The sequence below is a fragment of the Cohnella sp. 56 genome (genome assembly GCF_037963805.1).
Taxonomy (GTDB): Bacteria; Bacillota; Bacilli; order Paenibacillales; family Paenibacillaceae; genus Cohnella.
Map to the genome: position 1 here is coordinate 548119 of NZ_JAZDQE010000001.1, position 22419 is coordinate 570537.

Genomic DNA, 22419 nt, shown 5'->3' on the forward strand with positions numbered 1-22419 from the left:
CTGTGGATGTAAAGTGTGGACGTACGTCAACAGTTGGGCTCAAGAGAGGCACCGTGGCTGCGAAGTGTGGACGTACGTCGACAGTTGGGCTCAAGAGAGGCACCGTGGCTGCGAAGTGTGGACGTACGTCGACAGTTGGGCCCGAGAGAGGTACTGTGGCTGTGAAATGTGGACGTACGTCGACAGTTGGGCTCGAGAGAAGTACTGTGGCTGTGAAGTGTGGACGTCAATCGAGCAAACCCAGCTCGCGCGCTCTGCTCAGCGCCTGTGTGCGCGAGGATACGCCCAGCTTGGCGTATACGCGGCTGAGATACACCTTGACCGTGCCTTCGGTCAGTTGGAGCTTGGCCGCCAGCTCGCGGTTGGGCGCGCCTCGTTCGAGCTCCTGGAGCAGGGCCAGCTCCTTGTCCGTGAGCGGCTCGATCAGCCGTTCGCGATCGGGATCAGCTTCACCGGAGTTCGTCGCGTCCGCCGCGTGCAGCTCCGACTCCAGCCTCGCGATCAGGCCGTCCACGTAGGCTGCCGGCACCGCGCCTCCGGGTCCGCCGTCCGCGAGCGTCTCGCCGCTCGGACCGTCATCGGCCCCGCCGCCTGCCCGCCGCTGCACGCCCTCCGGCACCGCGCCTCCCGGTCCGCCGCCAGCGAGCGCTTCGCCGCCTGGCACGACATCATCGCGTCCGGCGCTACCGCCACCCAGCCGCTGAACGCGATATTCCCGCAGCAGCGCGAGCATCGGCTTGCCTTCGTCCGCGAAGCTGCGCACGTAGCCGCTGCCCGCTCCGGCGGCGAGCGCCCGGTGCAGCCGGTCCAGCGCTGCGGACTTTCTGCCGCGCTGCTTCTCGAGCAGCGCGCCGAGGACTGCGGTGTCGACCGCCGTGATGAGGCTCCGCTCCCGCTCGCCCAGCGCGGCGAGCCCTTCCAGCAGCTTCAGCGCTTCCTTTTCTTTGCGCCGGGCGCCCAGCAGCCGGACCAGCGTCATGTACTCCGTCTCCCGGTACAGCGAGGGCGCATCGGAAGCCGCGACACCGGTCCCCTTCAGCAGCCGCTCGGCGCCGCTCAGATTGCCCTCTGCCAGCGCGAAGCGGGCTTCGTACGCCGCGAGCGGCGCGGACCAGTGCGGCTCCCCCCACGAGACGGCGGTCTCCGACGCCGCCTGGAGCACGGCGCGAGCTTCGGCGCCTCGCCCGCGGGCTTGCAGCACACGAGCCAACGTGATTCTGTTGGGCACGTACAATCCGGCGCAGCGCTTCTGGTAGGCGATAGCCTCGATCTCCCGGAGCAGCGCCTCCGCCTCGGCCAGCCGGTCCCATTCGTAATATCCTTCTGCTACGGACTGCAGCACATACTGCGTGAACAGCGATTGCTTCCAGCCGTGCGCATTCATGATATCGACCATGCGCAGCGCGATGACGTTCGTATTCGGCGGGATCGCGCCGTGCAGGCCGAACGGCGTGCGCCTGACCAGCGGCTCGCTGCGGTTGTAATTCAAATTGTAGAAAAGCGGGCTCTCCGGCAGCATATCGGGTATGCGGTCCGCATATTGCAGCCACTGCTCGTAGTTGCCGGTCGAGAAGGCATAGTTTACTTTTACGAAAAACAGTCCGCTCTGCAGCGCCTCGCGCCTGTCGTCCGCAGGGAGCGCCTGAATGTCCTGCTCGAGTGACACCAGCGCCTCTTCGGCCGCCGGATACTGACCGGTGACGACGAGAGCGAACGCGCGCAGCAGATGAAGCTCGGCAGGCAGCGCAGCCGGGGAGATCGCCTGCATCCAGCGCAGCAGCGTGGCGAACTCGCCGCGACCGAGCGCCTTGAACAGATGACGCTGCAGCAGGTCGCACGCCAGCTCGTCATTGCCGCTCCGAATGATCTGCTCCATCGCCTCGTCCTGCAGCCCCAGCTCGTCCAGGCGCAGCGCCGCGGTCCGCGCGAGCAGCCGTGCGCGCTCGGGATCGTGACGCAGCAGATGGCGCCTGAGGAAGTCCCGGAATATATGATGGTACCTGTACCAGGTGCCCGTATCGTCCAGCGGGATCAAGAACAGATTGCGCCTGCGCAATTCATCCAGCACGAGACCGCCGTCGGAGCGGCCCGTCAGCGCATTGCAGATGTCCGTATTGAACCGGTCGGGCACGCATGTATCGAGCAGAAACCGGCGGAGTTCGTCCGGCAGCTGCGTGAGCACCTCCTCCGACAAATACGCCATAATATCGTCCTGACCGCCCATCGCCTCTCCCGGCAGCCGGTCCAGCGCGCGGGGATCGCGGCCGCCCAGCGATACGGACAATATCTGCACGATCGCCGCCCAGCCCTCCGTCCAAGCCATGATCCGGTCGATCTGCTCGGGCGTCAGGCTGAGCTGGGCCGTATTTTCGCAAAATCTGCGCGTCTCATCCGCCGTGAAGGTCAATTCCCCGCCTGTAATCTCGCTGCTCTGTCCGCGCGCGCGCCACTTCGCCACCTTCAGAGGGGCTGTCCCGCGGCTCGCGATCAACAGATGTGCGCCCTCGGGCAGATAATCGACGACATAGCTCAGACTGTCGTGGATATCCTCGTCACGGATGGCGTGATAGTCGTCAAGCACGATCAACAGCGGCCGGCCGGTGCCGGAGGCATAAGCTTCGATCTCGTGAAGGAGCATGTCGAGCAGCGTCTTGCGGGACACGTTGGGATATGCGGTCAGCAGCGGCAGCGCCCGCTCCGGGAGCGAGGGGATCGCGGCGGACAGCGAGTGGATGAAGTAGCGCCAGAACTTGGCCGGATCGTTGTCCGTATCGTCGAGCGACAGCCAGGCCGCCGGTTCGGTCCGGTCCGTCAGGAATTGGGCGAGCAAGGTTGTCTTGCCGAAGCCGGCGGGCGCCGAGAGCTGCGTCAGCCTGCCTTGGACGGCCCGCTCCAGCCGGTCCAGCAGCCGCTCGCGCACGATGCCGCCGGGACGGACGGGCGGGACACGTATTTTCGTTCGCAGGATGATATCCGCAGGCAAGTTCATTCCTCGATTCGACATTTTTTTATACTTATAAAAAAAGATTCGGCGTCTGCGCGCATTATCCCTCCAGGAAGAAATTGTCGAAAGTTAACGAAAGTAAATCGAATCGTCCGTCCTGTCCTGATAGGATGAGCATCTAAGCAGGCCGAAGGCCAGGGAGGATGAACATCATTGACGTGGGGAAAAGGAGTTAAAGTCGGAGCTGCGGCCATCGTCATGTCTATGCTCGGCACAGGGTTGGCGAGCGCTGCGCCGGCGGCGGGACCGCAAGCGCATTGGGCGCAGGAAACGCTGAATGCGTGGGTGAGCAAAGGCTGGCTCGCGGGCGGAACGGGCGGCCGGCTGCTGCCCGATCAGCCGATCACGCGGGCGGAGTTCGCCGCGCTGGCCGTGCGGTCTTTCGGTCTGAAGCCCGGAGCGACGGGAAGCTATGGGGACGTGCCTTCGGCAAGCTGGTATGCCGGAGCGATCTACGCGGCAGCCGGCAGCGGCATGCTGACGGGTTATCCGGACGGCACGATCCGCCCGGCTCGCACGGTCACGCGCCAGGAAGCCGCAGTCATGCTGGCCAAGCTGAACGGCTTGACGGCAAGCGCCGGAGAAGAGGCGGCGTTCACGGATGCTGCGGAGGTCGCTCCGTGGAGCAAGCCATCCGTAGGTGCGGCCGTCTATTCGAAGCTGCTGGGCGGCTATCCGGACGGCGCCTTCCGGCCTGCGCGGGCGATGACGCGCGCCGAAGCCGTCGTGGCGCTGGACAAGGCCTGGGCGCTGCGCGAACGGACGCGCACGGCCGTGTATGACAAGGCCGGCATCTACGGACCGGCTGAGGGCACGCAGGAGATCGCTGGCAATGTCGCGATCGCGGCGCCGGGCGTGACGCTGCGCAATACGCTCGTCCGCGGCGATCTGACGATCGGCGCCGAGGTCGGCGAAGGCGATGCGCAGCTCGATCGCGTGACCGTCGGCGGCACGCTTAACGTCGCGGGAGGCGGCGAACATAGCGTGCATCTGACGGACGCGATACTGAGCAGCGTCATCGTGAACAAGCTGGTCGGCAAGCTGCGTCTCGTGCTCGCGGGCGGGACATCGATCGCGCAGCTTGAGTTCCGGACGGAAGGCTTGCTGATCGTGCCGGAGGGGGCGAACGTAGGCAGCTTGACCGCCTACGCGGTTATCTCCGTCAGCGGGCCGGGCAAGATCGGCGCTGCGCGCCTGCTCGTATCGGGCTCGTCGTTCGAGCATGCGCCGGCCAAGCTGGAGCGTGCGGACGGCATCCTGCTGGCCGGCGAGCCGGCAGCGGGCTCAAGCGGCGGCTCCTCGTCGAGCGGCCCGGCGCCTACGCCTGCCCCGAGCGCGACGCCGAGTCCGAGTGCGACACCTTCGGGTACGCCGGCGCCAAGCGAGGAGCCAGGCGCGTCGCCAAGCGCGTCGCCGACACCGACGCCAAGCGCGTCGCCAAGCGCGTCGCCGACACCGACGCCAAGCGCCTCGCCGACACCGACGCCGAGCGCGTCGCCAAGCGTCTCGCCGACACCGACGCCAAGCGCGTCGCCGACACCGACGCCAAGCGCGTCGCCGAGCCCGACGCCGAGCGCGTCGCCGACACCGACGCCAAGCGCATCGCCGAGCCCGACGCCAAGCGTCTCGCCGACACCGACGCCAAGCGCGTCGCCGACACCGACGCCAAGCGCATCGCCGAGCCCGACGCCAAGCGCGTCGCCAAGCCCGACGCCAAGCGCCTCGCCGACACCGACGCCAAGCGCGTCGCCGAGCCCGACGCCAAGCGTCTCGCCGACACCGACGCCAAGCGTCTCGCCGACACCGACGCCAAGCGCGTCGCCGACACCGACGCCAAGCGCGTCGCCGAGCCCGACGCCAAGCGCGTCGCCGACACCGACGCCAAGCGTCTCGCCGAGCCCGACGCCAAGCGCGGAGCCGAGCCCGACGCCAAGCGCGTCGCCGAGTCCGACGCCAAGCGTCTCGCCGACACCGACGCCAAGCGCGTCGCCGACACCGACGCCAAGCGCGGAGCCAACTCCGACGCCCGGACCCGTCATTAACGGTGTCAAAGATAACGAAACTTACACGGCAGCCGTGACGCCTCTAAGCGAGGCGGAGGATATCGAATCCGTCGTCCTGACGAAGGATGGCGAACCGATCGACAACTACGTGCTTGGAACCGAGCTGAGCGAGATCGGCTTCTACGTGCTCACGGCGACGAACGCGGCCGGAGGCAAGACCGTTATTCATTTCAGCCTGTCGGCGGATGTGCGGCTGAAGGTGCTACGGGCCGATTATGGCAGCAGTTATCTTGAGGTGGAGGTCCGCATACAAAATCTGGGCCTCAAATTGACTAATGCGGTGAACGGCATCGAGCTGACGCTGCCGGGGTACGATGAAGACGAGCTGGGTGTCGAGTATTGGTATCCCGGCGTCGATGACTGGTTCACGATGTACCGGATAGAAGGGACGGACCGCTTCGTCGGTTATTATCCGGAGCTGCCGTATTCGCTGGAAGACGGCGTCGACTTTTCGATTAACTATGGCGTATATATCGGCAGATCGACCGTGGATCGAGCGCTTGAGCTTAAGGCTTGGATCGCCGACGCCGACGCGCCGGAGGAGCAGGACGCATTGTTCAAAATGGACGCCGAGCCCATCGACCTGCCATTCGATTATATCGGCCCGATCGACGATCTCGCCGTCGATCCGTCAGGAACCGGCGACCCTACGAGCGTCCGGCTCGTCTTCACGGAGCCGCGAGGCAGCTTCTTAACTTCCGTGCAATATTTCGAAGAATTTTACTTCACTTATTGGCCGATGCAGAACGTGGAGTGGTCGACGGACAGCGTCACGATCAGCGGCTTGGAGCCGGGCAAGCAATATCGCTTCAGGCTTCAGGTGAACGGCGGCTATTACAGCGGCGAATCCAACGAAATCACATATCAAGCGCCTCTGGAGGAGTCGTCAAGCTCGGAGCAATAGTCCCAGTAGGGGAGAGATGCACCGAAAAGGTGCATGAGGAGTCGCTCCTGAGCACGCGGCCTCGGGCGGACGGGAGAGATGCACTGAAAAGGTGCATGAGGAGTCGCTCCTGAGCACGCGGCCTCGGCCGGACGGGAGAGATGCACCGAAAAGGTGCATGAGGAGTCGATCCTGAGCACGCGGCCTCGGCCGGAGGGGAGAGATGCACTGAAAAGGTGCATGAGGAGTCGCTCCTGAGCACGCAGCCTCGGCCGGAGGGGAGAGATGCACTGAAAAGGTGCATGAGGAGTTGCTCCTGAGCACGCGGCCTCAGGCGGATGGGAGAGATGCACCGAAATGGTGCATGAGGAGGAGGGGCCGGCGCTCGAGCGCATGCCTCGCTCAACTTCCTGTGCGCATCGGCGGTTGAACGAACCGGGCTGTTCCTCCGTCATTGCATGGCGGACGGGGACGGCCCTTTTTTTAATGCTTCCGCCTCCGCAACCCTGTGCTATAATGTTACACATTGCCCCGGGACACGGGGCCGCGGTTCGGAAACTCCCGCGTTATCAAAACTAGGAGGCTTCATATGTTCAATCTGCTCTGGGGCGTGGGATTCGTCGCGGTCAACTTCGCGCTGTTCCTCGTCTGCTACCGCCTGCTCGGCAAGAACGGACTGTACGCCTGGATCGGCGCGGCGACGCTGCTCGCCAACATCCAGGTCGTCAAGACGATCGAGATCTTCGGCATCGTCATGACGCTCGGCAACACGATCTACGCCACGATCTACCTCACGACCGACCTGCTGAACGAGAAGTACGGGGAAAAGGAAGCGAGGAAGGCGGTCTGGTTCGGCTTCTTCACGATGATCATGTCGCTCATCATCATGCAGATGGTGCTCGTATTTAAGCCGGCGGGCGACGACTTTTCTCAAGAAGCGCAAGCGGCCCTGCACACGATCTTCGGCCTGACGCCGCGTATCGCGCTCGGCAGTCTGTGCGCCTACTTTATCAGCCAATTCCTGGACGTCCGCATCTTCAGCCGCCTCAAGGTCGCGTACCCGAACCGCTCGCAGCTGTGGATTCGCAACAACGGCAGCACGGGACTCAGCCAGCTGATCGACACGCTTGTATTCTGCTCGATTGCGTTCATCGGCATTTATCCGTGGGACGTATGGTGGGAGATTGCGATCACGACCTATGTGCTCAAGTTCGTCATCTCCGCGGCTTCCACGCCGGTCATCTATCTGGCGCGCAGCTTCAAGTTCGCGGACGAACGATAAATATAGACGAAGCGCCCCGCTCCGGCACACAAGCCGAAGGCGGGGCGCTTCGTCGTTAGAGGCGGCAGGCGGACTCCCGCCTCGGGCTCGCGGCTACAGCGTCACGATGACGCGCCCGCGCATCTCGCCGCGCGCGATCGCCGCGAGCGCGCCCGGCAGCTCCGCCAGCGTCGTCTCGGACGCGATCGCGTCAAGCAGGCCGGCGGGCTTCAGATCGCCGGCCATCCGCTGCCAGACGCGCAGGCGCTCCGGCATCGGGCAGAGCACCGAGTCGATGCCGAGCAGCCGCACGCCCCGCAGGATGAACGGGTACACGTTGGCGGCGAAGTCCGCGCCGCCCGTGAACCCGCTCAGCGCGACGCCGCCGCCGTAGCGGACCGCGCCGAGCACGTCGCGCAGCAGCGGGCCGCCCACCGGGTCGACGGCACCCGCCCAGCGCTCGCGGGCGATCGCCTTGCCCTCCGGCATGCGCAGCGCCTCGGGCGCGAGCACTTCGCGCGCGCCGAGTCCGCGCAGGAGCGCCTGCGCATCCGCGTCGCTCTGGCGCGTGCTGGCCGCCACCTCGTACCCGAGGCCGGCCAGCATCGATACCGCCACGCTGCCGACGCCGCCGGTCGCGCCGGTGACGAGCACGGGACCCTGATCCGGCGCGAGGCCGGCCTCCTCGAGCCGCAGCACGGACAGCGCGGACGTGAAGCCCGCCGTACCGAACGCCATCGCCTCCCGCGCCGACAATCCCCCGGGCAGCGGCACGACCCAGTCGGCCGGCACCGTCGCCAGCTCGGCGTAGCCGCCGTGAACGGACACCCCGAGGCCGTAGCCGGTCACGAGCACGCGATCGCCTTCCTTGAAGCGGGCGTCCTTCGATGCCGCCACGCTGCCGGCCAGATCGATGCCCGGCACATGCGGGTAATGCTTGACGACATGGCCGCGCGGATCGACGGCCAGGGCATCCTTGAAGTTGACGCTCGAACAAGCGACGCGAATCCGAACCTGGCCGTCCTGCAGCGGCGGCGCCTCCAGCGTCTCGACCGCCGTCCGCACCTCTGCGCCTTCCTGCCTTGCGACGAGAGCAAGGTACTTTTCCATTCTCGCTTCCTCCTCTGCGGCATACGCCCGCCTTTATGTCTTCATATTAAACAATGGCAGGCGCGATGCAAGAGAGGCGGTAAAAAAACGGCGGGAGGGAGAAGAGAAAGCGGCGAATTTGAGGCGATATAGCGGCGGGGAACGGTCTAATCGGCGGTCGGCAGGAGCGCTTCGATCCGCTGCCGGAATTCCTGCTCGCCGAGGGAGCCGAGCGCCTCCCCGGCGATGACGCCGCGGGCATCGATGAAGTAGGTCGTCGGGATCGGGCGTATGCGGTACAGCTCGCCTACGGTGCCCAGCCGGTCCAGCAGGACGGGGAATTCGAAGCGCTGCCTGGCCGCGAAGGCGCGTGCCGACGACTCGTCGTCGGAGGCGGTCAGATTGACGGCCAGCACGACGATGCGATCCCCGTAATCGGCCGCGGTCTTGACGAGGGCGGGCGCTTCCTGGCGGCACGGGCCGCACCAGGACGCCCAGAAGTTCAGGACGACGGGCTTGCCGCGGAATTGGGCGAGCGAGTACGAAGTCCCGTCGAGCGCCTCGAGCGTGAAGTCCGGGGCCGGGACAGCGGCCCGGGACGCGGCCGCTTGCGCGATGCCGCCGGTCTGCCGGCCGGCGGCGGCTTCGATCTGTACGGTGTGGCCGGACGAGGCGGCTTGGCCGGGCGCGCGATGGAAGAGCAGCAGGGCGACCGCCGCAGTCACGAAGACGGCCAGCACGATCCAATCCCGCATCAATTGCTTGGTCACGTTCGGGCTCCTTTGCAAGTCGGATAGACATCTCTACTCTCTATAGTCAATATGTCCGCTTGTGCCGCCGCCAATCCCTGCCAATCGGCAGCCGAGCGGGGGCGATAGCTTTTTCCGATAGGGCCGATCGATATTCTCTGCTTGACTTGCCGGTCATCCGCTTCTAAACTTTAATGTCATCATCGGATCATGCGAAAGAAGGAATTGTTCATGGCATCAAGCGCCTCCAACCGGGCCGGGCCGATCAGCGCCAAGGACGCGTCGCTCGCCGTCATGCCCGTGCTGCTCTGCATCAGCTTCGTTCATATGATGAACGACTCGATGCAGGCCGTCGTCCCGGCGATGTTCACCGTGCTCGAGAAGTCGCTCAGTCTCTCGTTCGCGCAGGTCGGCTGGATTACGTTCGCGCTCAATATGACTTCCTCCGTCATGCAGCCGGTCGTCGGCTCCTATACGGACAAGACCGCACGGCCGTATCTTCTGCCGCTCGGCATGTGCCTCAGCCTGATCGGGATGGTGGGCATCGCCTTCGCGCCCGCGTTCTGGAGCGTGCTGGTCGCGGTCATGTTCATCGGTCTCGGCTCCTCCATCTTCCATCCGGAAGGCTCGCGCGTCGTCTACTTCGCGGCCGGCGGCAAGCGGGGGCTCGCCCAGTCGATCTACCAGGTCGGCGGCAATGCCGGCAGCTCGCTCGCGCCGCTCATGGCCGCGGCGATCTTCATCCCGTTCGGCCAGCACGGCGCGATCTGGGGCGTCCTGTTCGCGGGGCTGGCCATCGCGGCTCTCATGTGGCTGATACCGTGGTACAAAGGGCAGCTGGCCGCATGGCGGGAAAAAAGCGAGGCGGCGAGCGCGAGGCGCAAAGCGGGCGGGGGAGCGGTCGCGGAGCTGACGAATCATCCGAGGGCGCTGTTCGCGATGACCCTGCTCGTCTTCATCGTCTTCGGCCGCTCGTGGTATCATTCGGGCATCAGCGGCTTCTATCAGTTCTACCTGATCGACCATTACCATCTGCCCAAGGAATCGGCCCAGATCCCGATCTTCCTGTTCCTGGCCGCAGGCGTGGCGGGCACCTTCTTCGGCGGGGTGATGGCGGACCGGATCGGGCTGAAAAAAATGATCGTGCTGTCGATCGTCGGCGCGCTTCCATTCTCGCTGGCGCTGCCTTATCTGCCGCTCTGGGCCGTCTATCCGGTCATCGCGATCATGGGCTTCATCCTGCTGTCCGGCTTCTCCGTCGCCGTCGTCTACGCGCAGCATCTGCTGCCGACGAAGGTCGGCATGGCCTCCGGCCTCACGACAGGCCTTGCCTTCGGCATGGGCGCCATCGGCGCCGTCGTGCTCGGCAAGGCCGCGGACGTGTTCGGCATGTCCGAGGTGATGCGGACGATCGGCATCTTGCCGGTCGTCGGCTTCCTCGCCCTGCTGCTGCCGTCCGATCGCAGGCGCCCGGCCTGACGGCTGCGGCCGGCCGCCTGCGCAGGCTTGGCGGTGCCGCATCTTGGCCGAACGCAAGAGCACCCTCGCATCCGCATGCTGCGGATCGAGGGTGCTCTTTGTTTATATGGCGCTCAGGCGGATTCGCCTCAGGCCGACGCCTCGACCGGCGAGGCCGCGGCGCTCCAGGCGGCGCCTACTTGCTCGGCGCTCAGCACCGAGCCGAAGACGTTCGCGATGTTGGCGAGCGTGCCGGCATGCGCTTCGGGGCTCGAGCCCGCGCAGGCGTCGGACACGAGGGTGACGTTGTAGTCGAGCATGAAGCCGTCCCGTGCCGTCGACTCTACGCACACATTGGTGAGCACGCCGGTCAGTACGATGGATTTGCAGCCCATGGAGCGCAGGATCAGGTTCAGGTTTGTGCCGATGAAGCCGCTGTACCGGTGTTTCTCGACGACGGCGTCGCCGGGCTGCGGGTACAGCTTGTAGAAGTCGGCGCCCCAGCTGCCCTTGATCACGATGGACATCCCGGTGCCGTGCTTGTTCGTCCAGGCTTCGGATATCGTCGTGTCGTCCAATGTCATATAAACGAACACGACGGGCACGCCGACCGCGCGTGCCTGGCCGATCAGGCCGTCGATTTTCGGCACGCAAGCCTGGAAGGCGGTGATATCGGCGAGTCCGCGCTTGGCGGAGGCGCCGTCCTCGTGGCAAAAATCGTTTTGCATATCGATGACGATAAGGACGGTATCTTGCGGATTCAGCTGGTTGCTCATGAATATAACCTCCGTTATATGGGTTTGGTGGGGCTAACTGGCGGATATCGGACCGGAAAAAGTCAGGTGTGATGAGGCTGGCATGAATTGAAGCTACTATCTGCTCGAATGATGTTATAGAATATTACATAACGACAGACAGACGGAGCTGGAGGTGCGGACGCGATGGATATGGAAGGCTTGCACTCCTTTATCGCCGTTGCCAGGGAGAAAAGCATATCCAAGGCCGCCCAGGCGCTACATGTGACGCAGCCGACGCTAAGCGCCCGTCTCCGCAAGCTGGAGGAGGGCCTGGGCGTCACGCTGCTGGCGCGCAGCTGGGACGGCATACGATTGACGAAGGAGGGGCGGTTTTTCCTGTCCTACTCCGTCGATCTGTTCCAGCAGGTCGAGGAGGCCGCGGCCATTCTGAACCAGGACGGCGGCGGCGGCATTCTGGAGCGTCCGCTGGAGGCGATCGCCAACGAGCGGAGGCTGCGGATCGGGATCGAATCGTTCTATTACCCGGCCTTCCTGCCTGCGATCATCGCGGGCGTCCGGTCCGTCGTGCCGGATGCGGAGTGCCGGTTCGTGAACAAGACGTCCGACCTGCTGACAGGCATGGTCGACTGCGACAGTCTGGATCTGTGTCTGAACTTCAACTACGTCGGCGATCTGCACCCGCATTCGCGGCTCGTTCAGTTCGACAGGGCGGTGCTGCTCGTTCCTTCGGAAGGCTACCCGCATATCGAGGACGATCTCTCCAATGCGCCGCTGCTGGCGGACCGCCCGTTCATTCTTTTCGACAATTCGCCTCTGCGCCAGTACAGCGAGGTGACCGAGCGGGTGTTCCATCATCTGCTCGGCCGGGTGCCGGAGCGCTTCCACATCGTGAACGACGTGACGGTGATGGCGGATATGCTGAGCTGCGGGTTCGGCTATACGTTCATCCCCAGGTCGAGCCTGCTGCACCTGATGGGCGGCCCGCTGCCCTTCCGGGCGATCGAGCTGGAGGCCGACTTCCTCATCTCCCCGGTGTTCATCACGCTCTCGCAGACGGCGGCCGGCCGTCATCCGATCGAGGAGATCGGCAGGGCGATCACGGATCGGCTGAAGGCGTCCATGGAAGAGGCGTTCGTCGGCAAGGAAGCGTACGGCTACAGACGGAAAGGGGGCTGAAGCAGCCATGGACATGGAAGGTCTGCATTCCTTCGTCGCCGTCGCGCGGGAGAAGAGCATCTCCCGTGCGGCGCAGGCGCTGCATGTGACACAGCCGACGCTGAGCGCCCGGCTCAAGAAGCTGGAGCGGGACCTGGGCGTCAGCCTGCTGGACCGGAGCTGGGACGGCATCCGGCTCACGAAGCACGGCCGATTTTTCCTGACGTACTCGATCGGCATGTTCGAGGCGCTCGAGGAGGCGGCGACGCTGCTGCGCCGGCGCGGAGAGCGCACGGCGGGCGGTCCTATCGACGCGATCACCGATGCGCTGCGGCTGCGCGTCGGCGTGGAGTCGTTCTTTTTCCCCGCGTTCATGAAGCCGCTCGTTCGCGGCATCCAGGCGGCGGTGCCCGACGCCGAGTGCAAGTTCGTCACCAAAACCTCGGAGCTGCTGCTCAGTCTCGCCGATTGCGACAGTCTCGATCTGTGCCTTCACTATACGACGGGGCCTCGGCCGAATCTCGTGTCGCATCATCTGGCGAATGACCGCTTTGTGCTGCTCTACCCCAAGACGGGCTACCCGGACATCCGGCCCGACATGAGCAATGCGCATCTGCTGAAGGACAAGCGCTTCGTGCTGTTCGAGAGCGCGCCGCTGCTGTCGTTCCCGAAGGTGACGAGCCAGGCGTTCCTCAAGCTGTTCGGCGACATTCCGGACCGGTTCCACATCGTGCAGGATATCGAGGCTGCGCTCGATATCGTGGCCGGCGGGTTCGGCTACACGTTCGTGCCGGTCACCTCGATCTATCAGCTGCTCGGCGGTCCGCTGCCCTTCCATGCGCGCCTCATGCCGGAGGCGTATCTCAGCCTCCCGATTCTGTTGAGCCATGCCAGCGCGCCCGCCTCGCCGCAGCCGGTCGCGGAGCTGTCGGCGGTCATTCTGTCCGCGCTGCAGGCATATGTGCAGCAGATCGATCCGGCTTACCGGCTGGCCTGACAGGGACGCCCGATGCCGCCCCCGCGCCGGTCCGCGCTGCCGGATCGCAGCCGCGGGCGGACCGTCAGGTGCGGTACCGCGCCGCTTTGTACGTCGGGGGCAGGGTCGGTTCGATGCCCGTCAGATCGAGCCCTTTCAGACTGCCGAGCGCCGCGGAGAAGCGGGCGAAGGCCAGCTTATCCCGCTCCGTCAACTCCTTGCCGGGACTGCCTGCGCCTGCACCGGCACCGTTCGCAGCGGGGGCAGCCGAATTGTCCGTTCGTTTTTCCTCGTATTCTCCCATTCCAATCTCTCCTCTTTTCTAATCGTTTCCGTTCACAGCGAAGGGTGGCGGGTATGCCATTCGGTGCTGCGCTCGTAGACATGGCCGATCCCGAGCACGGCGGCCTCCTCGAACGGCCGCCCGATGAGCTGCATGTTGACCGGCAGACCGGCCGGGGAGAAGCCGCACGGCATCGAGAGGCTCGGCAGACCGGTCAGATTGGTCGGCATCGTCAGGCGCGCGAGCTGGAGCGAGGCGTCGAAGTCGCCGAGCGCCGGCGCAGTGGTCGGTGTGACCGGGGTAAGCAGCGCGTCGACGCCCGACAGTGCGTCCAGGAAGTCCTGCACGACGAGGTGGCGCGCACGCTGCGCCTGCAAGTAAGCCGAGGCGGGCAGATCCTTGCCGCTCTCGATCATCATGCGGACGTCCGGACCGTAATCCTCTGGGCGGGTCGAGATCCATTCCTCGTGGATGGCGGACAGCTCGCCCAGACAGATCGCCATGGCGATGCCCTGCGCACGGTGGATCATCGGCAGCTTCACCTCGACGATCTCCGCGCCGAGCTCCCTGAACTTGGCGATCGCCGCATGCAGGGCGGCTTCTACGTCGGCGCTTATGTTCTCATAGTAGAAGTCCGTCGGGATGCCCAGCTTCACGCCCTTCAGGCTGTCGCCATAATCCCGCATGCCGGGCGCCGGCAGGTCGACCGTCGATTCGTCGAGCGAATCGTAGCCGGACATGATGTCCAGGCAGATCGAAGCGTCCTTCACGCAGCGCGTGAGCGGACCGGCATGATCGAGCGACCATACCATCGGGAACACGCCGTGCTTGCTCACACGTCCGTAGGTCGGCTTGATGCCGACGACGCCGCAGCAGGCGGCCGGGATGCGGATCGAGCCGCCTGTATCCGAGCCCGTACCCATGTAGGCGATGCCCGCGGCGACTGCGGCGCCGGAGCCGCCGCTCGAGCCGCCCGGTACATGACCGGTGTCCCACGGATTCAGGCAGGGGCCGAAGTGCGGGCTGCCCGTCGTCGCGCCGCATGCGAACTCATGCGTCTGCACCTTGCCGAGCAGTACCGAGCCTGCCGCATGGAGCTTGGCGACGGTCGTCGCGTCGTAGTCAGGCACGAAGTCCGACATTATTTTGGAGCTGCATGTCGTCAGGATGCCTTTGGTGTAGTAGAGATCCTTGTGCGCGATCGGGATGCCGTGCAGCGGGCCGCGGTAGCCGCCGCCCATAATCTCCGCCTCGGCCTGCCGGGCCTGCGCGAGCGCGAGCTCCGCCGTCAGCGTGACGAAGGCGTTGAGCTTCGGATTCAGGTCCGCGGCGCGCGCGATCGACGCCTCGGCGAGCTCTACCGGCGAGATTCGGCGTGTCTCGATCTGCGCTGCCAGTTCATGGATGGGGGCGTACGACAGCTGGGGGTTGATCGTTTTCAAAAGCGGAAGCCTCCTTGTCAAGATAGATGAATAAGCGGGCGAAGTTCGCTGTGTATAAGCAGAAAATCCGAACATTCACAGCTTCGCTCGCTTATTTGTGAGGTAATATAACATGAAAATCGGCTTTGAAACGTATCTGGAGGGTATAGAATGTTTCGATATCCTGGTTCGGTAATGTTTGTGTTAGTATTGGTGACACAAGGGCTTTCCCAATCCGAACGAGGAGGGTGACAACATGACGGAACTGCTGCAGATCGATCGTCTGGTGACGGAATTCAGGATCGGAGGCGCGATGGTGCCGGCCGTGAGAGAGGTGTCGCTGCAGGTGCGCAAGGGACGGACGCTGGTCGTGCTGGGGGAATCCGGTTCGGGCAAGAGCGTCATGCTTCGATCTATATTGAATCTCAAGCCTGCCGGCGCGAGGCTCGGAGGCTCGATCCGGCTGGAGGGCGAAGAGCTGCTCGCGCATTCTGACAAGGAGATGGCGGAAATACGGGGCAACCGGATCTCGATGATCTTCCAGGATGCGCTGTCGGCGCTCGATCCGCTCTACCGGGTGGGCGATCAGATTGTAGAGACGATCCGGGCGCATCGCAAGACGAGCAAGGCAGAAGCGCGGCGGCGGGCGGCGGAGCTGCTCGGCAAGGTCGGCATCCCGGCGCCGGAGGAGCGGATGCGCGCCTTCCCGCACGAGATGAGCGGCGGGATGCGGCAGCGGGCCGTCATCGCGATGGCGCTGGCCTGCGACCCGGATCTGCTGCTCGCAGACGAGCCGACGACAGCGCTGGACGTGACGATTCAGGCGCAGATTCTCCGGCTGTTCAAGGAGCTGCAGCGCGACCTCGGGATGTCGATCGTGCTCGTCACGCACGATATCGGCGTCGCGGCGGAGATGGCCGACGATATAGCGGTCATGTACGCGGGCAAGATCGTCGAGTACGGCAGAGCGCGCCAGATATTGTCCGCGCCGTCGCATCCGTATACGGTAGGCCTCATTGAGGCGACGCCCAAGCGCGGCCAGCGCGGCCGGCTGCCGGCCATTCCCGGACAGCCGCCGCTCATCACGGCGATGCCCGGAGGCTGCGCCTTCGCCGACCGCTGCAACCATGCGCAGGAGGCGTGCCGGACCTCCCAGCCGTCGTTCACGACGTACGGCGAATCGCACGGCGCGGCCTGTCACTTGCTGGCCGGCGCGCAGCCGATAGCGCAGTGACGGCACCCGGAGAGACCGCTTTTCAAGCTAAAAAGACAGAATAATCAGACAAAAAGAGGCGCAAATGCCGCCAACCGGAGGGGTACGATGAGAACCATACACAAGCCGACGACTGTATACCGCCAGCACCGCGAGAACCGCCAGCCACACAAGCTTTGGAAGCCGCTGTTCGCCGCCCTGACCGCAGCCATGCTGCTGCTGCTCGCCGCTTGCGGCGGCAACGACAAAGCCGCGAGCGGCGGCGCGTCCTCCGCCGGCAGCGGCGGCTCCGCCAAGGCGCAGACGCTCGTCATCGGCATGTCGGCGGCCAATCTGCCGGTCCCGGACACGTATCCGACCGAGGGCTACGAGGGCTTCCGCTTTGTCGGCTTTCAAATCTACGACGCGCTGGTCAACTGGGATCTGTCGAAGTCCGACGCTCCCGCCGCCTTGAAGCCCGGTCTGGCCGAATCGTGGGAGACGTCGGACAGCGACAATACGATGTGGACGTTCCATCTGCGCCAGGGTGTCAGCTTCACGGACGGCACGCCGTTCGACGCCGACGCCGTCATCTTCGCCCTCGACCGGATCCGCAATCCCAAGAGCGAGTTCTATGACGCCCAGCTCGCGGGCAACAGCGCCAGCGGCTTGCGCTACATCGCTTCGTATGCCAAGGTCGACGACGCTACGGTTACGTTCAAGACGACCGTCCCGTACAGCTTCCTGCCCTACGACCTGACCAACATCCTGATCGGCAGCCCGGACGCGATCAAGAAGAGCGGCAAGAGCTTCTCTTCCCAGCCGGTCGGCACGGGGCCGTTCAAGTTCGTGAGCATGAAGCAGGGTCAGGAGATGGTGCTCGCCAAAAACGAAAGCTACTGGGGCGGCGCGCCCAAGCTGGACAAAATCGTGCTGCGCCCGATCAGCGATCCATCCGCGCGTCTGGCCGCGATCCAGTCGGGCGAGGTGGACTGGGCGGAGGTGCCGCCGACGGAGTCGATCGAGCTGCTGAAGTCGGCCGGCTATCAGATTCTCACCAACCCTTATCCGCATGTGTGGCCGTATGTACTGAACCTGCAGGATGGTCCGTGGAAGGATGTGCGCGTCCGCCAGGCCGCCAACTACGCCATCGACCGCGAGGGCATGAGCACGGCACTGCTCGGCGGCGCGGCCAAGCCGGCCACCCAGCCGATGTACCAAGGCCATGCCTGGTTCAACGACGCGGCGGAGCCGTACAGCTACGATCCGGAGAAGGCGAAGCGGCTGCTCGCCGAAGCGGGCTATCCGAACGGCTTCCAGACGACGTTCGTCGTCCCGACGAGCGGCTCGGGCAACATGTGGCCGATTCAGATGAACGAGTATGTACAGAAGAACCTCAAGGCCGTGGGCATCGACGTGAAGATCGAGTCGATCGAGTGGCAGTCGCTGCTTACCTCATACATTCAGGGCTTCCCGAAGGACAAGGAAGTGGGCGCCTACAACATCTCGCTGCCGACGATCTCGCCATCCTTTTATGCGACCTTCTTCGCATCGTCGGCGATCTTCCCGAACGGCATCAACATCGGCGGCTATTCGAACAAGGACTACGACGCGCTGCTTGACAAGGCGATGGGCGAGTTCGACAAGTCCAAGCAGGACGAGTACCTGAGGCAAGCGTCCAAAATATTGGCGGATGACGCCCCGTGGATCTACGTCGTGCACGATCTCAATCTCCGTGCGCTGTCGCCCAAGGTCAAGGGCTTCGTGCAGCCGCAATCCTGGTTCGCGGATCTGAAGACGATCTCGATCGAATAAACCGGGCAGTGCCAACAACTTAACGGGAGGAGCTGTGTCTATGGCCTCATTCGTCTGGAAACGAATATTGCTCATGATCCCGACGCTGCTGGGCGTGTCGGTCATCGTATTCCTCATGCTGAAGATCGTGCCCGGCGATCCGGTCAATGCGATCGTGCCGCCGGACGCTTCCGAAGCCGAGCGCGCGCTCGTGCGGACCCAGCTCGGTCTCGACAAGCCGGTCGCCGTGCAGTACTTCTACTGGCTCGGCAGCGTCATGCAGGGCGATCTCGGTGACTCGGTGGCGCGCCGGCTGCCCGTGACCGAGATGCTGCTGCCCGCCTTCAAGAACACACTGCTGCTGACCGCCGCCGCAGCGCTCGCCTCGTTCGTCGTCGCGCTGATCGTCGGCGTGTACAGCGCGTATCGGCCCAAGTCGCCGCTCGCCTCGCTGTTCAACGGCCTCAGCCTCGCGAGCATCGGCCTGCCGAACTTCTGGGCCGCGCTCATCCTGATCGGCATCTTCTCCGTCACGCTCGGCTGGCTGCCCTCGTCGGGCATGTCCAAGGTCGGCGGCGGCGGATTCGGCGACACGGTCGATCATCTGATCCTCCCGGCGGCTGCGACCGCGCTTGCCAGCGTCGGCGTACTGACCCGCATGGTGCGCTCCACGGTATCGGGCGTACTGCAGCAGGACTATATCTTCGCGCTGAAGGCGAAGGGCGTCCGGCCCTTCACGATCCTGCGGCATGTGCTGCGCGGAGGGATGCCGACGATTCTGAACGTCACCGGCCTCCAGTTCGGCGCGCTGCTCGCCAGCTCCGTGCTCGTCGAGACGGTATTCGCCTGGCCGGGCGTCGGCCAGGTCATCTACCAGGCGATCGGCCAGCGCGACTTCCCGGTCGTGCAGGCCGGCGTCCTGTTCATCGCCGTCGCCTTCGTGCTGCTCAATCTGATCGTCGACGCCGTGCACGCGGCGATGGACCCGCGGGTGCGGCAAGCTTAACCTACCAACTGCTTAAGGAGGAGCGCCTATGTCGATTCAAGCCACCGCAGCCGGAGACCCGCAGGCACTCGCCTCCGCGAGGCGCGAGCCCTCCCGGGCCGCCCTCGTCTTCGCCGCCTTCGCCAGGCGCAAGGTCGCGCTGGCCGCGCTGCTCGTCCTGCTCGTCATCGTGCTTGCCTGCCTGCTCGCGCCGTGGGTCGCGCCTTACGACCCGAGCGCCGGCGAGGTGACCGACCGCCTGCTGAAGCTGGGCGCGCCGGGCCATATCCTCGGTACGGACGAACAGGGCCGCGATATTCTGTCCCGCGTCCTGTACGGCGGCCGCCTGAGCCTGCTGTCCGGCGTGCTGCCCGTACTGCTCGCCGGCATTATCGGCGGCGGCCTGGGCATCGCCGCCGGCTACTTCGGCGGCTGGACCAACACGATCATCATGCGGGCGCTGGACATCGTATTTTCGTTTCCCGCCATCCTGCTCGCGATCGGCATCTCGGCCGCGCTCGGTCCCGGCATCACGAACATCATCATCTCCGCGACGGTCGTCTTCATCCCGCCGATCGCCCGCATCGCCGAGAGCGCAGTCAAGGAGGTGCGCAAGGAGGAGTTCATCGAGGCCGCGCGCTCGAGCGGGGCCGGGGCGCTGCTCATCATCCGGGCGCATGTGCTGCGCAATATTTTCGCCAAAGTCTTCGTCTTCGCCACCTCGCTCATCGGCGTCTGCCTCATGGTCGCCTCTGGCCTCAGCTTCCTCGGCCTCGGAGTGTCGCCGCCGACGCCCGAATGGGGCTTCATGCTCAACAACCTGAAGCAGCTCATCTTCATCAATCCGGCGGTCACGATCGTGCCGGGCGCATTCATCTTCCTGACGTCGCTGTCGCTCAATCTCGTATCCGACGCCTTGAGCGACGCGCTCGAACTCAAACGATAGGAGGGACCGGCATGGCGATTCAACAAGCAACGGCGGTTACCGGGCGCAGGACCGCGCTTCAGGGCGTTTTCGGCCAGGCCGACATCCTGCAGGTGAACGGCATCGGCAAGACCTTCCCCATCCGCGACATGCTGGGCCGGCGCAAGGGCGGCGTGTCCGCCGTCGACGGCGTCTCGTTCGCGCTGCCCAAGCAGGGGACGCTCGGCATCGTGGGCGAGTCGGGCTGCGGCAAGTCCACGCTCGCACGGCTGCTGATGCGGCTCATCGAGCCGGACCGGGGAGAGGTCAACTATGAAGGGACGAACCTGCTCTCGTTAAAGGGTACGGCAATGAAGAAGGCGCGCACCAAGATGCAGATGGTATTCCAAAATCCGTACTCGTCGCTCGATCCGCAAATGTCCGTGCTCGACAACGTCGCCTTCCCGCTGCTGGCGAACGGTGCAGGCAAGACGCAGGCGAGGGAGCGTGCGCACCATTACCTCGATGCCGTCGGACTGTCCCGTGCGCATGCGGACCGGCTGCCCGGCAGTCTGAGCGGCGGGCAGCGGCAGCGGGTCGCGATCGCCCGGGCGCTCATCCTCGAGCCGGACATCGTCATCGCCGACGAAGCCGTGTCCGCGCTCGACAAGTCGGTGCAGGCCCAGGTGCTCAACCTGTTCCAGGAGCTCAAGCGCGAGCTGTCGCTGTCGCTCATCTTCATCTCCCACGACCTGCATGTGGTGGAGTATATGAGCGACGAGGTGATGGTCATGTACCTGGGCCGGGTCGTGGAGAAAGGGCCGACCGCCCGCGTCTTCGGCGCCGCCGCCCATCCGTACACGAAGGCGCTGCTCGCCTCCGCGCCTTCGGTCGATATTGCGGAGCGGGCGACGGCGGTCAGCGAGGAAGAGGGAGCGCTCAAGGGCGATCTGCCGAGTCCGCTCAATCCGCCGTCCGGCTGCCGCTTCCGCACGCGCTGCCCGCATGCGATGGCGCGCTGCGCCGAGGAGGCGCCGGCGCTGCGGGAGCTGGCGCCCGGCCATACGGCGGCCTGCTTCCTGCTCGTAGGGGATACGCCCGCGCTGTCGGGCACGCCGGCCATTTAAAGGCCGGCATTCAAACCATATATATAATGAAGGGAAGAGATCGAACATGGCATACGAAAATATCGTAACGGTAGCGACGGTTAACTTTAACGCGGAGTGGGGCAACAAGGCGGGCAATCTGAAGCGCATCAAGGAGTATATCAAAGCGGCTGCCGAACGCGGGGCGAAAATCGTCCTGTTCCCGGAGATGGCGCTGACCGGCTACAACGTGGACAATGACGGCATCGCGATGCAGCAGCGGGACGCCGAGACGGTGCCGGGGCCGGCAGCGGAGTCGCTCGCCGAGACGGCGAAGCGGCACGGCGTCTACGCGATCGTCGGCCTGCCCGAGCGGGACGCGCCGACCGGCACGCTGTACAACTCCGCGCTCGTCGTCGGGCCCGAGGGCATCGTCGGCTGCTACCGCAAGATCCATCCGGCCGGCAAGGAGTCGCTCTGGGCGAAAAAGGGCAGCGAGCCGCTGCTGTTCGATACGCCGTGGGGACCGGTCGGCGTGGGCATCTGCTACGATACGTACAGCTTCCCGGAACTGTTCCGCTATTACGCCGCGCTCGGCTCCCGTCTGTACCTGAATCCGACGGCCGTGCACAACATCGACGGCTGGCAGGATTTCTACTATACGCTGCTCAAGGCGCGCGCCATCGAGAACGGCCAGTTCCTCGTCAGCTCCAATCTCGCCGGGCCCGACAAGGATATGCTGTTCCCGGGCGGCAGCCTCGTCGCCGGTCCGAAGGTATCCGGCATCGGCTCCTCGTATTATGCGGAGCCGGTGGAGAACGACGAGGCGCTGCTGCTCGCCACGATCGACCTCTCGCTCTCCGACAAGGCGCGCAAGCTGCTGACGCTGTACAACGACAACCCGATCACGGGCGTGCCGGACTGGCGTCCCGACATTTATGCCGACCTGCTGGAGCGGCTGAAGACGAACGAGAAGTGGAGCGGCCGCAAGGCGGCGGGGATCGCGGCGGTTAGCTGAGGTTGGGGGCAAGCTGAGGCTGATATAGGCATGCAGATAAGCAACTTGCGTCGCGGAGCATCTCCGCGGCGCTTTTTAAGCTGAACGCCGCCCCCGCCACACTCCAAGCGCAAAAAATGCGCCTACGCCTCCAACCCGCCGCGCCTGCCACACCATAAGCGCAAAAATTGCGCTCCTTGCGGAGGTGGGAATTTTGTGCGCTTGAGGTAGATCGCCGTTCGCTGACTCGCGACGGCTGTCACAAAGGCAGAACCGTTTTGTATCCCCTTACATTCCATCGTCCCGCTACAATGGAGAAGCAAAAGAGAGCGCATACAGCAGATCGCCAGTTTGTTGGAAAA

The 22419-nt window shown here is 64.7% G+C and carries 17 protein-coding genes; 11 read left to right on the forward strand and 6 right to left on the reverse strand.

Annotation, left to right across the window (positions count from 1 at the left end; translation table 11 throughout):
• Window positions 1-226: 226 nt before the first annotated feature.
• On the reverse strand, window positions 227-3004 hold the full coding sequence (locus tag VQ071_RS02220) for a LuxR C-terminal-related transcriptional regulator (protein WP_340512206.1): 2778 nt from the start codon (window positions 3002-3004) through the stop codon (window positions 227-229).
• 153 nt (window positions 3005-3157) lie between these two features.
• Here VQ071_RS02220 and VQ071_RS02225 point away from each other — a divergent pair, with 153 nt between their 5' ends.
• Both VQ071_RS02225 and VQ071_RS02230 read left to right on the forward strand, forming a co-directional pair.
• Window positions 3158-5971, forward strand: coding sequence for an S-layer homology domain-containing protein (locus VQ071_RS02225; RefSeq protein WP_340512207.1), 2814 nt, complete (start codon window positions 3158-3160; stop codon window positions 5969-5971).
• A 568-nt stretch (window positions 5972-6539) separates the two neighbouring features.
• A complete protein-coding gene (locus tag VQ071_RS02230) occupies window positions 6540-7232 on the forward strand; it encodes a queuosine precursor transporter (RefSeq protein WP_340512208.1) in 693 nt (230 codons plus the stop codon).
• A 93-nt stretch (window positions 7233-7325) separates the two neighbouring features.
• Here the strand turns inward: VQ071_RS02230 and VQ071_RS02235 are convergent, their stop codons facing one another.
• Window positions 7326-8321 carry an acrylyl-CoA reductase family protein gene (locus tag VQ071_RS02235; protein ID WP_340512209.1) on the reverse strand — a complete coding sequence of 332 codons (996 nt, stop codon included), beginning with the start codon at window positions 8319-8321 and terminating at the stop codon, window positions 7326-7328.
• A 146-nt stretch (window positions 8322-8467) separates the two neighbouring features.
• Window positions 8468-9070 carry a TlpA family protein disulfide reductase gene (locus tag VQ071_RS02240; RefSeq protein WP_340512210.1) on the reverse strand — a complete coding sequence of 201 codons (603 nt, stop codon included), beginning with the start codon at window positions 9068-9070 and terminating at the stop codon, window positions 8468-8470.
• Window positions 9071-9280: 210 nt separating this feature from the next.
• On the opposite strand from VQ071_RS02240, the gene VQ071_RS02245 reads away from it, so the two are divergent.
• Window positions 9281-10528: an MFS transporter gene (locus tag VQ071_RS02245; RefSeq protein WP_340512211.1), complete on the forward strand. Its 1248-nt coding sequence runs from the start codon at window positions 9281-9283 to the stop codon at window positions 10526-10528.
• Between the two features lie 128 nt (window positions 10529-10656).
• Here the strand turns inward: VQ071_RS02245 and VQ071_RS02250 are convergent, their stop codons facing one another.
• Window positions 10657-11283, reverse strand: coding sequence for a cysteine hydrolase family protein (locus VQ071_RS02250; protein ID WP_340512212.1), 627 nt, complete (start codon window positions 11281-11283; stop codon window positions 10657-10659).
• A gap of 165 nt (window positions 11284-11448) precedes the next feature.
• On the opposite strand from VQ071_RS02250, the gene VQ071_RS02255 reads away from it, so the two are divergent.
• Together VQ071_RS02255 and VQ071_RS02260 are read left to right on the forward strand one after the other, a co-directional pair.
• A complete protein-coding gene (locus VQ071_RS02255; RefSeq protein WP_340512213.1) occupies window positions 11449-12441 on the forward strand; it encodes a LysR family transcriptional regulator in 993 nt (330 codons plus the stop codon).
• Between the two features lie 7 nt (window positions 12442-12448).
• Window positions 12449-13417 (forward strand): LysR family transcriptional regulator, encoded by a 969-nt coding sequence (locus VQ071_RS02260; protein WP_340512214.1) that lies wholly within the window; start codon window positions 12449-12451, stop codon window positions 13415-13417.
• 64 nt (window positions 13418-13481) lie between these two features.
• Here VQ071_RS02260 and VQ071_RS02265 read toward each other — a convergent pair whose 3' ends face one another.
• Together VQ071_RS02265 and VQ071_RS02270 are read right to left on the reverse strand one after the other, a co-directional pair.
• Entirely contained in the window at window positions 13482-13700 is a 219-nt protein-coding gene (locus VQ071_RS02265) for a hypothetical protein (RefSeq protein WP_340512215.1), read from the reverse strand.
• A 32-nt stretch (window positions 13701-13732) separates the two neighbouring features.
• Window positions 13733-15121 carry an amidase gene (locus VQ071_RS02270; protein ID WP_340512216.1) on the reverse strand — a complete coding sequence of 463 codons (1389 nt, stop codon included), beginning with the start codon at window positions 15119-15121 and terminating at the stop codon, window positions 13733-13735.
• Between the two features lie 235 nt (window positions 15122-15356).
• Between VQ071_RS02270 and VQ071_RS02275 the strand changes: the two genes are divergently transcribed.
• From VQ071_RS02275 to VQ071_RS02300, 6 genes are all read left to right on the forward strand, one after another.
• Window positions 15357-16334: an ABC transporter ATP-binding protein gene (locus VQ071_RS02275; protein WP_340512217.1), complete on the forward strand. Its 978-nt coding sequence runs from the start codon at window positions 15357-15359 to the stop codon at window positions 16332-16334.
• Between the two features lie 87 nt (window positions 16335-16421).
• Window positions 16422-18107 (forward strand): ABC transporter substrate-binding protein, encoded by a 1686-nt coding sequence (locus VQ071_RS02280; protein WP_340512218.1) that lies wholly within the window; start codon window positions 16422-16424, stop codon window positions 18105-18107.
• 40 nt (window positions 18108-18147) lie between these two features.
• Window positions 18148-19092 carry an ABC transporter permease gene (locus tag VQ071_RS02285; RefSeq protein WP_340512219.1) on the forward strand — a complete coding sequence of 315 codons (945 nt, stop codon included), beginning with the start codon at window positions 18148-18150 and terminating at the stop codon, window positions 19090-19092.
• A gap of 28 nt (window positions 19093-19120) precedes the next feature.
• A complete protein-coding gene (locus VQ071_RS02290) occupies window positions 19121-20017 on the forward strand; it encodes an ABC transporter permease (protein WP_340512220.1) in 897 nt (298 codons plus the stop codon).
• 11 nt (window positions 20018-20028) lie between these two features.
• Complete coding sequence (locus tag VQ071_RS02295; RefSeq protein WP_340512221.1) at window positions 20029-21102, forward strand: ABC transporter ATP-binding protein; 1074 nt, start codon at window positions 20029-20031, stop codon at window positions 21100-21102.
• 46 nt (window positions 21103-21148) lie between these two features.
• Window positions 21149-22078 (forward strand): carbon-nitrogen hydrolase family protein, encoded by a 930-nt coding sequence (locus VQ071_RS02300; RefSeq protein ID WP_340512222.1) that lies wholly within the window; start codon window positions 21149-21151, stop codon window positions 22076-22078.
• The last annotated feature ends 341 nt before the right edge of the window (window positions 22079-22419 follow it).

Excerpts from the sequence above, each read along its gene's own strand:
- VQ071_RS02230 (WP_340512208.1), top strand. The coding sequence starts at position 6,540 with ATGTTCAATCTGCTCTGGGGCGTGGGATTCGTCGCGGTCAACTTCGCG.
- VQ071_RS02235 (WP_340512209.1), bottom strand. The coding sequence starts at position 8,321 with ATGGAAAAGTACCTTGCTCTCGTCGCAAGGCAGGAAGGCGCAGAGGTG.
- VQ071_RS02250 (WP_340512212.1), bottom strand. The coding sequence starts at position 11,283 with ATGAGCAACCAGCTGAATCCGCAAGATACCGTCCTTATCGTCATCGAT.
- VQ071_RS02275 (WP_340512217.1), top strand. The coding sequence starts at position 15,357 with ATGACGGAACTGCTGCAGATCGATCGTCTGGTGACGGAATTCAGGATC.
- VQ071_RS02245 (WP_340512211.1), top strand. The coding sequence starts at position 9,281 with ATGGCATCAAGCGCCTCCAACCGGGCCGGGCCGATCAGCGCCAAGGAC.
- VQ071_RS02255 (WP_340512213.1), top strand. The coding sequence starts at position 11,449 with ATGGATATGGAAGGCTTGCACTCCTTTATCGCCGTTGCCAGGGAGAAA.
- VQ071_RS02285 (WP_340512219.1), top strand. The coding sequence starts at position 18,148 with ATGGCCTCATTCGTCTGGAAACGAATATTGCTCATGATCCCGACGCTG.
- VQ071_RS02260 (WP_340512214.1), top strand. The coding sequence starts at position 12,449 with ATGGACATGGAAGGTCTGCATTCCTTCGTCGCCGTCGCGCGGGAGAAG.
- VQ071_RS02220 (WP_340512206.1), bottom strand. The coding sequence starts at position 3,004 with ATGTCGAATCGAGGAATGAACTTGCCTGCGGATATCATCCTGCGAACG.
- VQ071_RS02265 (WP_340512215.1), bottom strand. The coding sequence starts at position 13,700 with ATGGGAGAATACGAGGAAAAACGAACGGACAATTCGGCTGCCCCCGCT.
- VQ071_RS02295 (WP_340512221.1), top strand. The coding sequence starts at position 20,029 with ATGGCGATTCAACAAGCAACGGCGGTTACCGGGCGCAGGACCGCGCTT.
- VQ071_RS02290 (WP_340512220.1), top strand. The coding sequence starts at position 19,121 with ATGTCGATTCAAGCCACCGCAGCCGGAGACCCGCAGGCACTCGCCTCC.
- VQ071_RS02300 (WP_340512222.1), top strand. The coding sequence starts at position 21,149 with ATGGCATACGAAAATATCGTAACGGTAGCGACGGTTAACTTTAACGCG.
- VQ071_RS02280 (WP_340512218.1), top strand. The coding sequence starts at position 16,422 with ATGAGAACCATACACAAGCCGACGACTGTATACCGCCAGCACCGCGAG.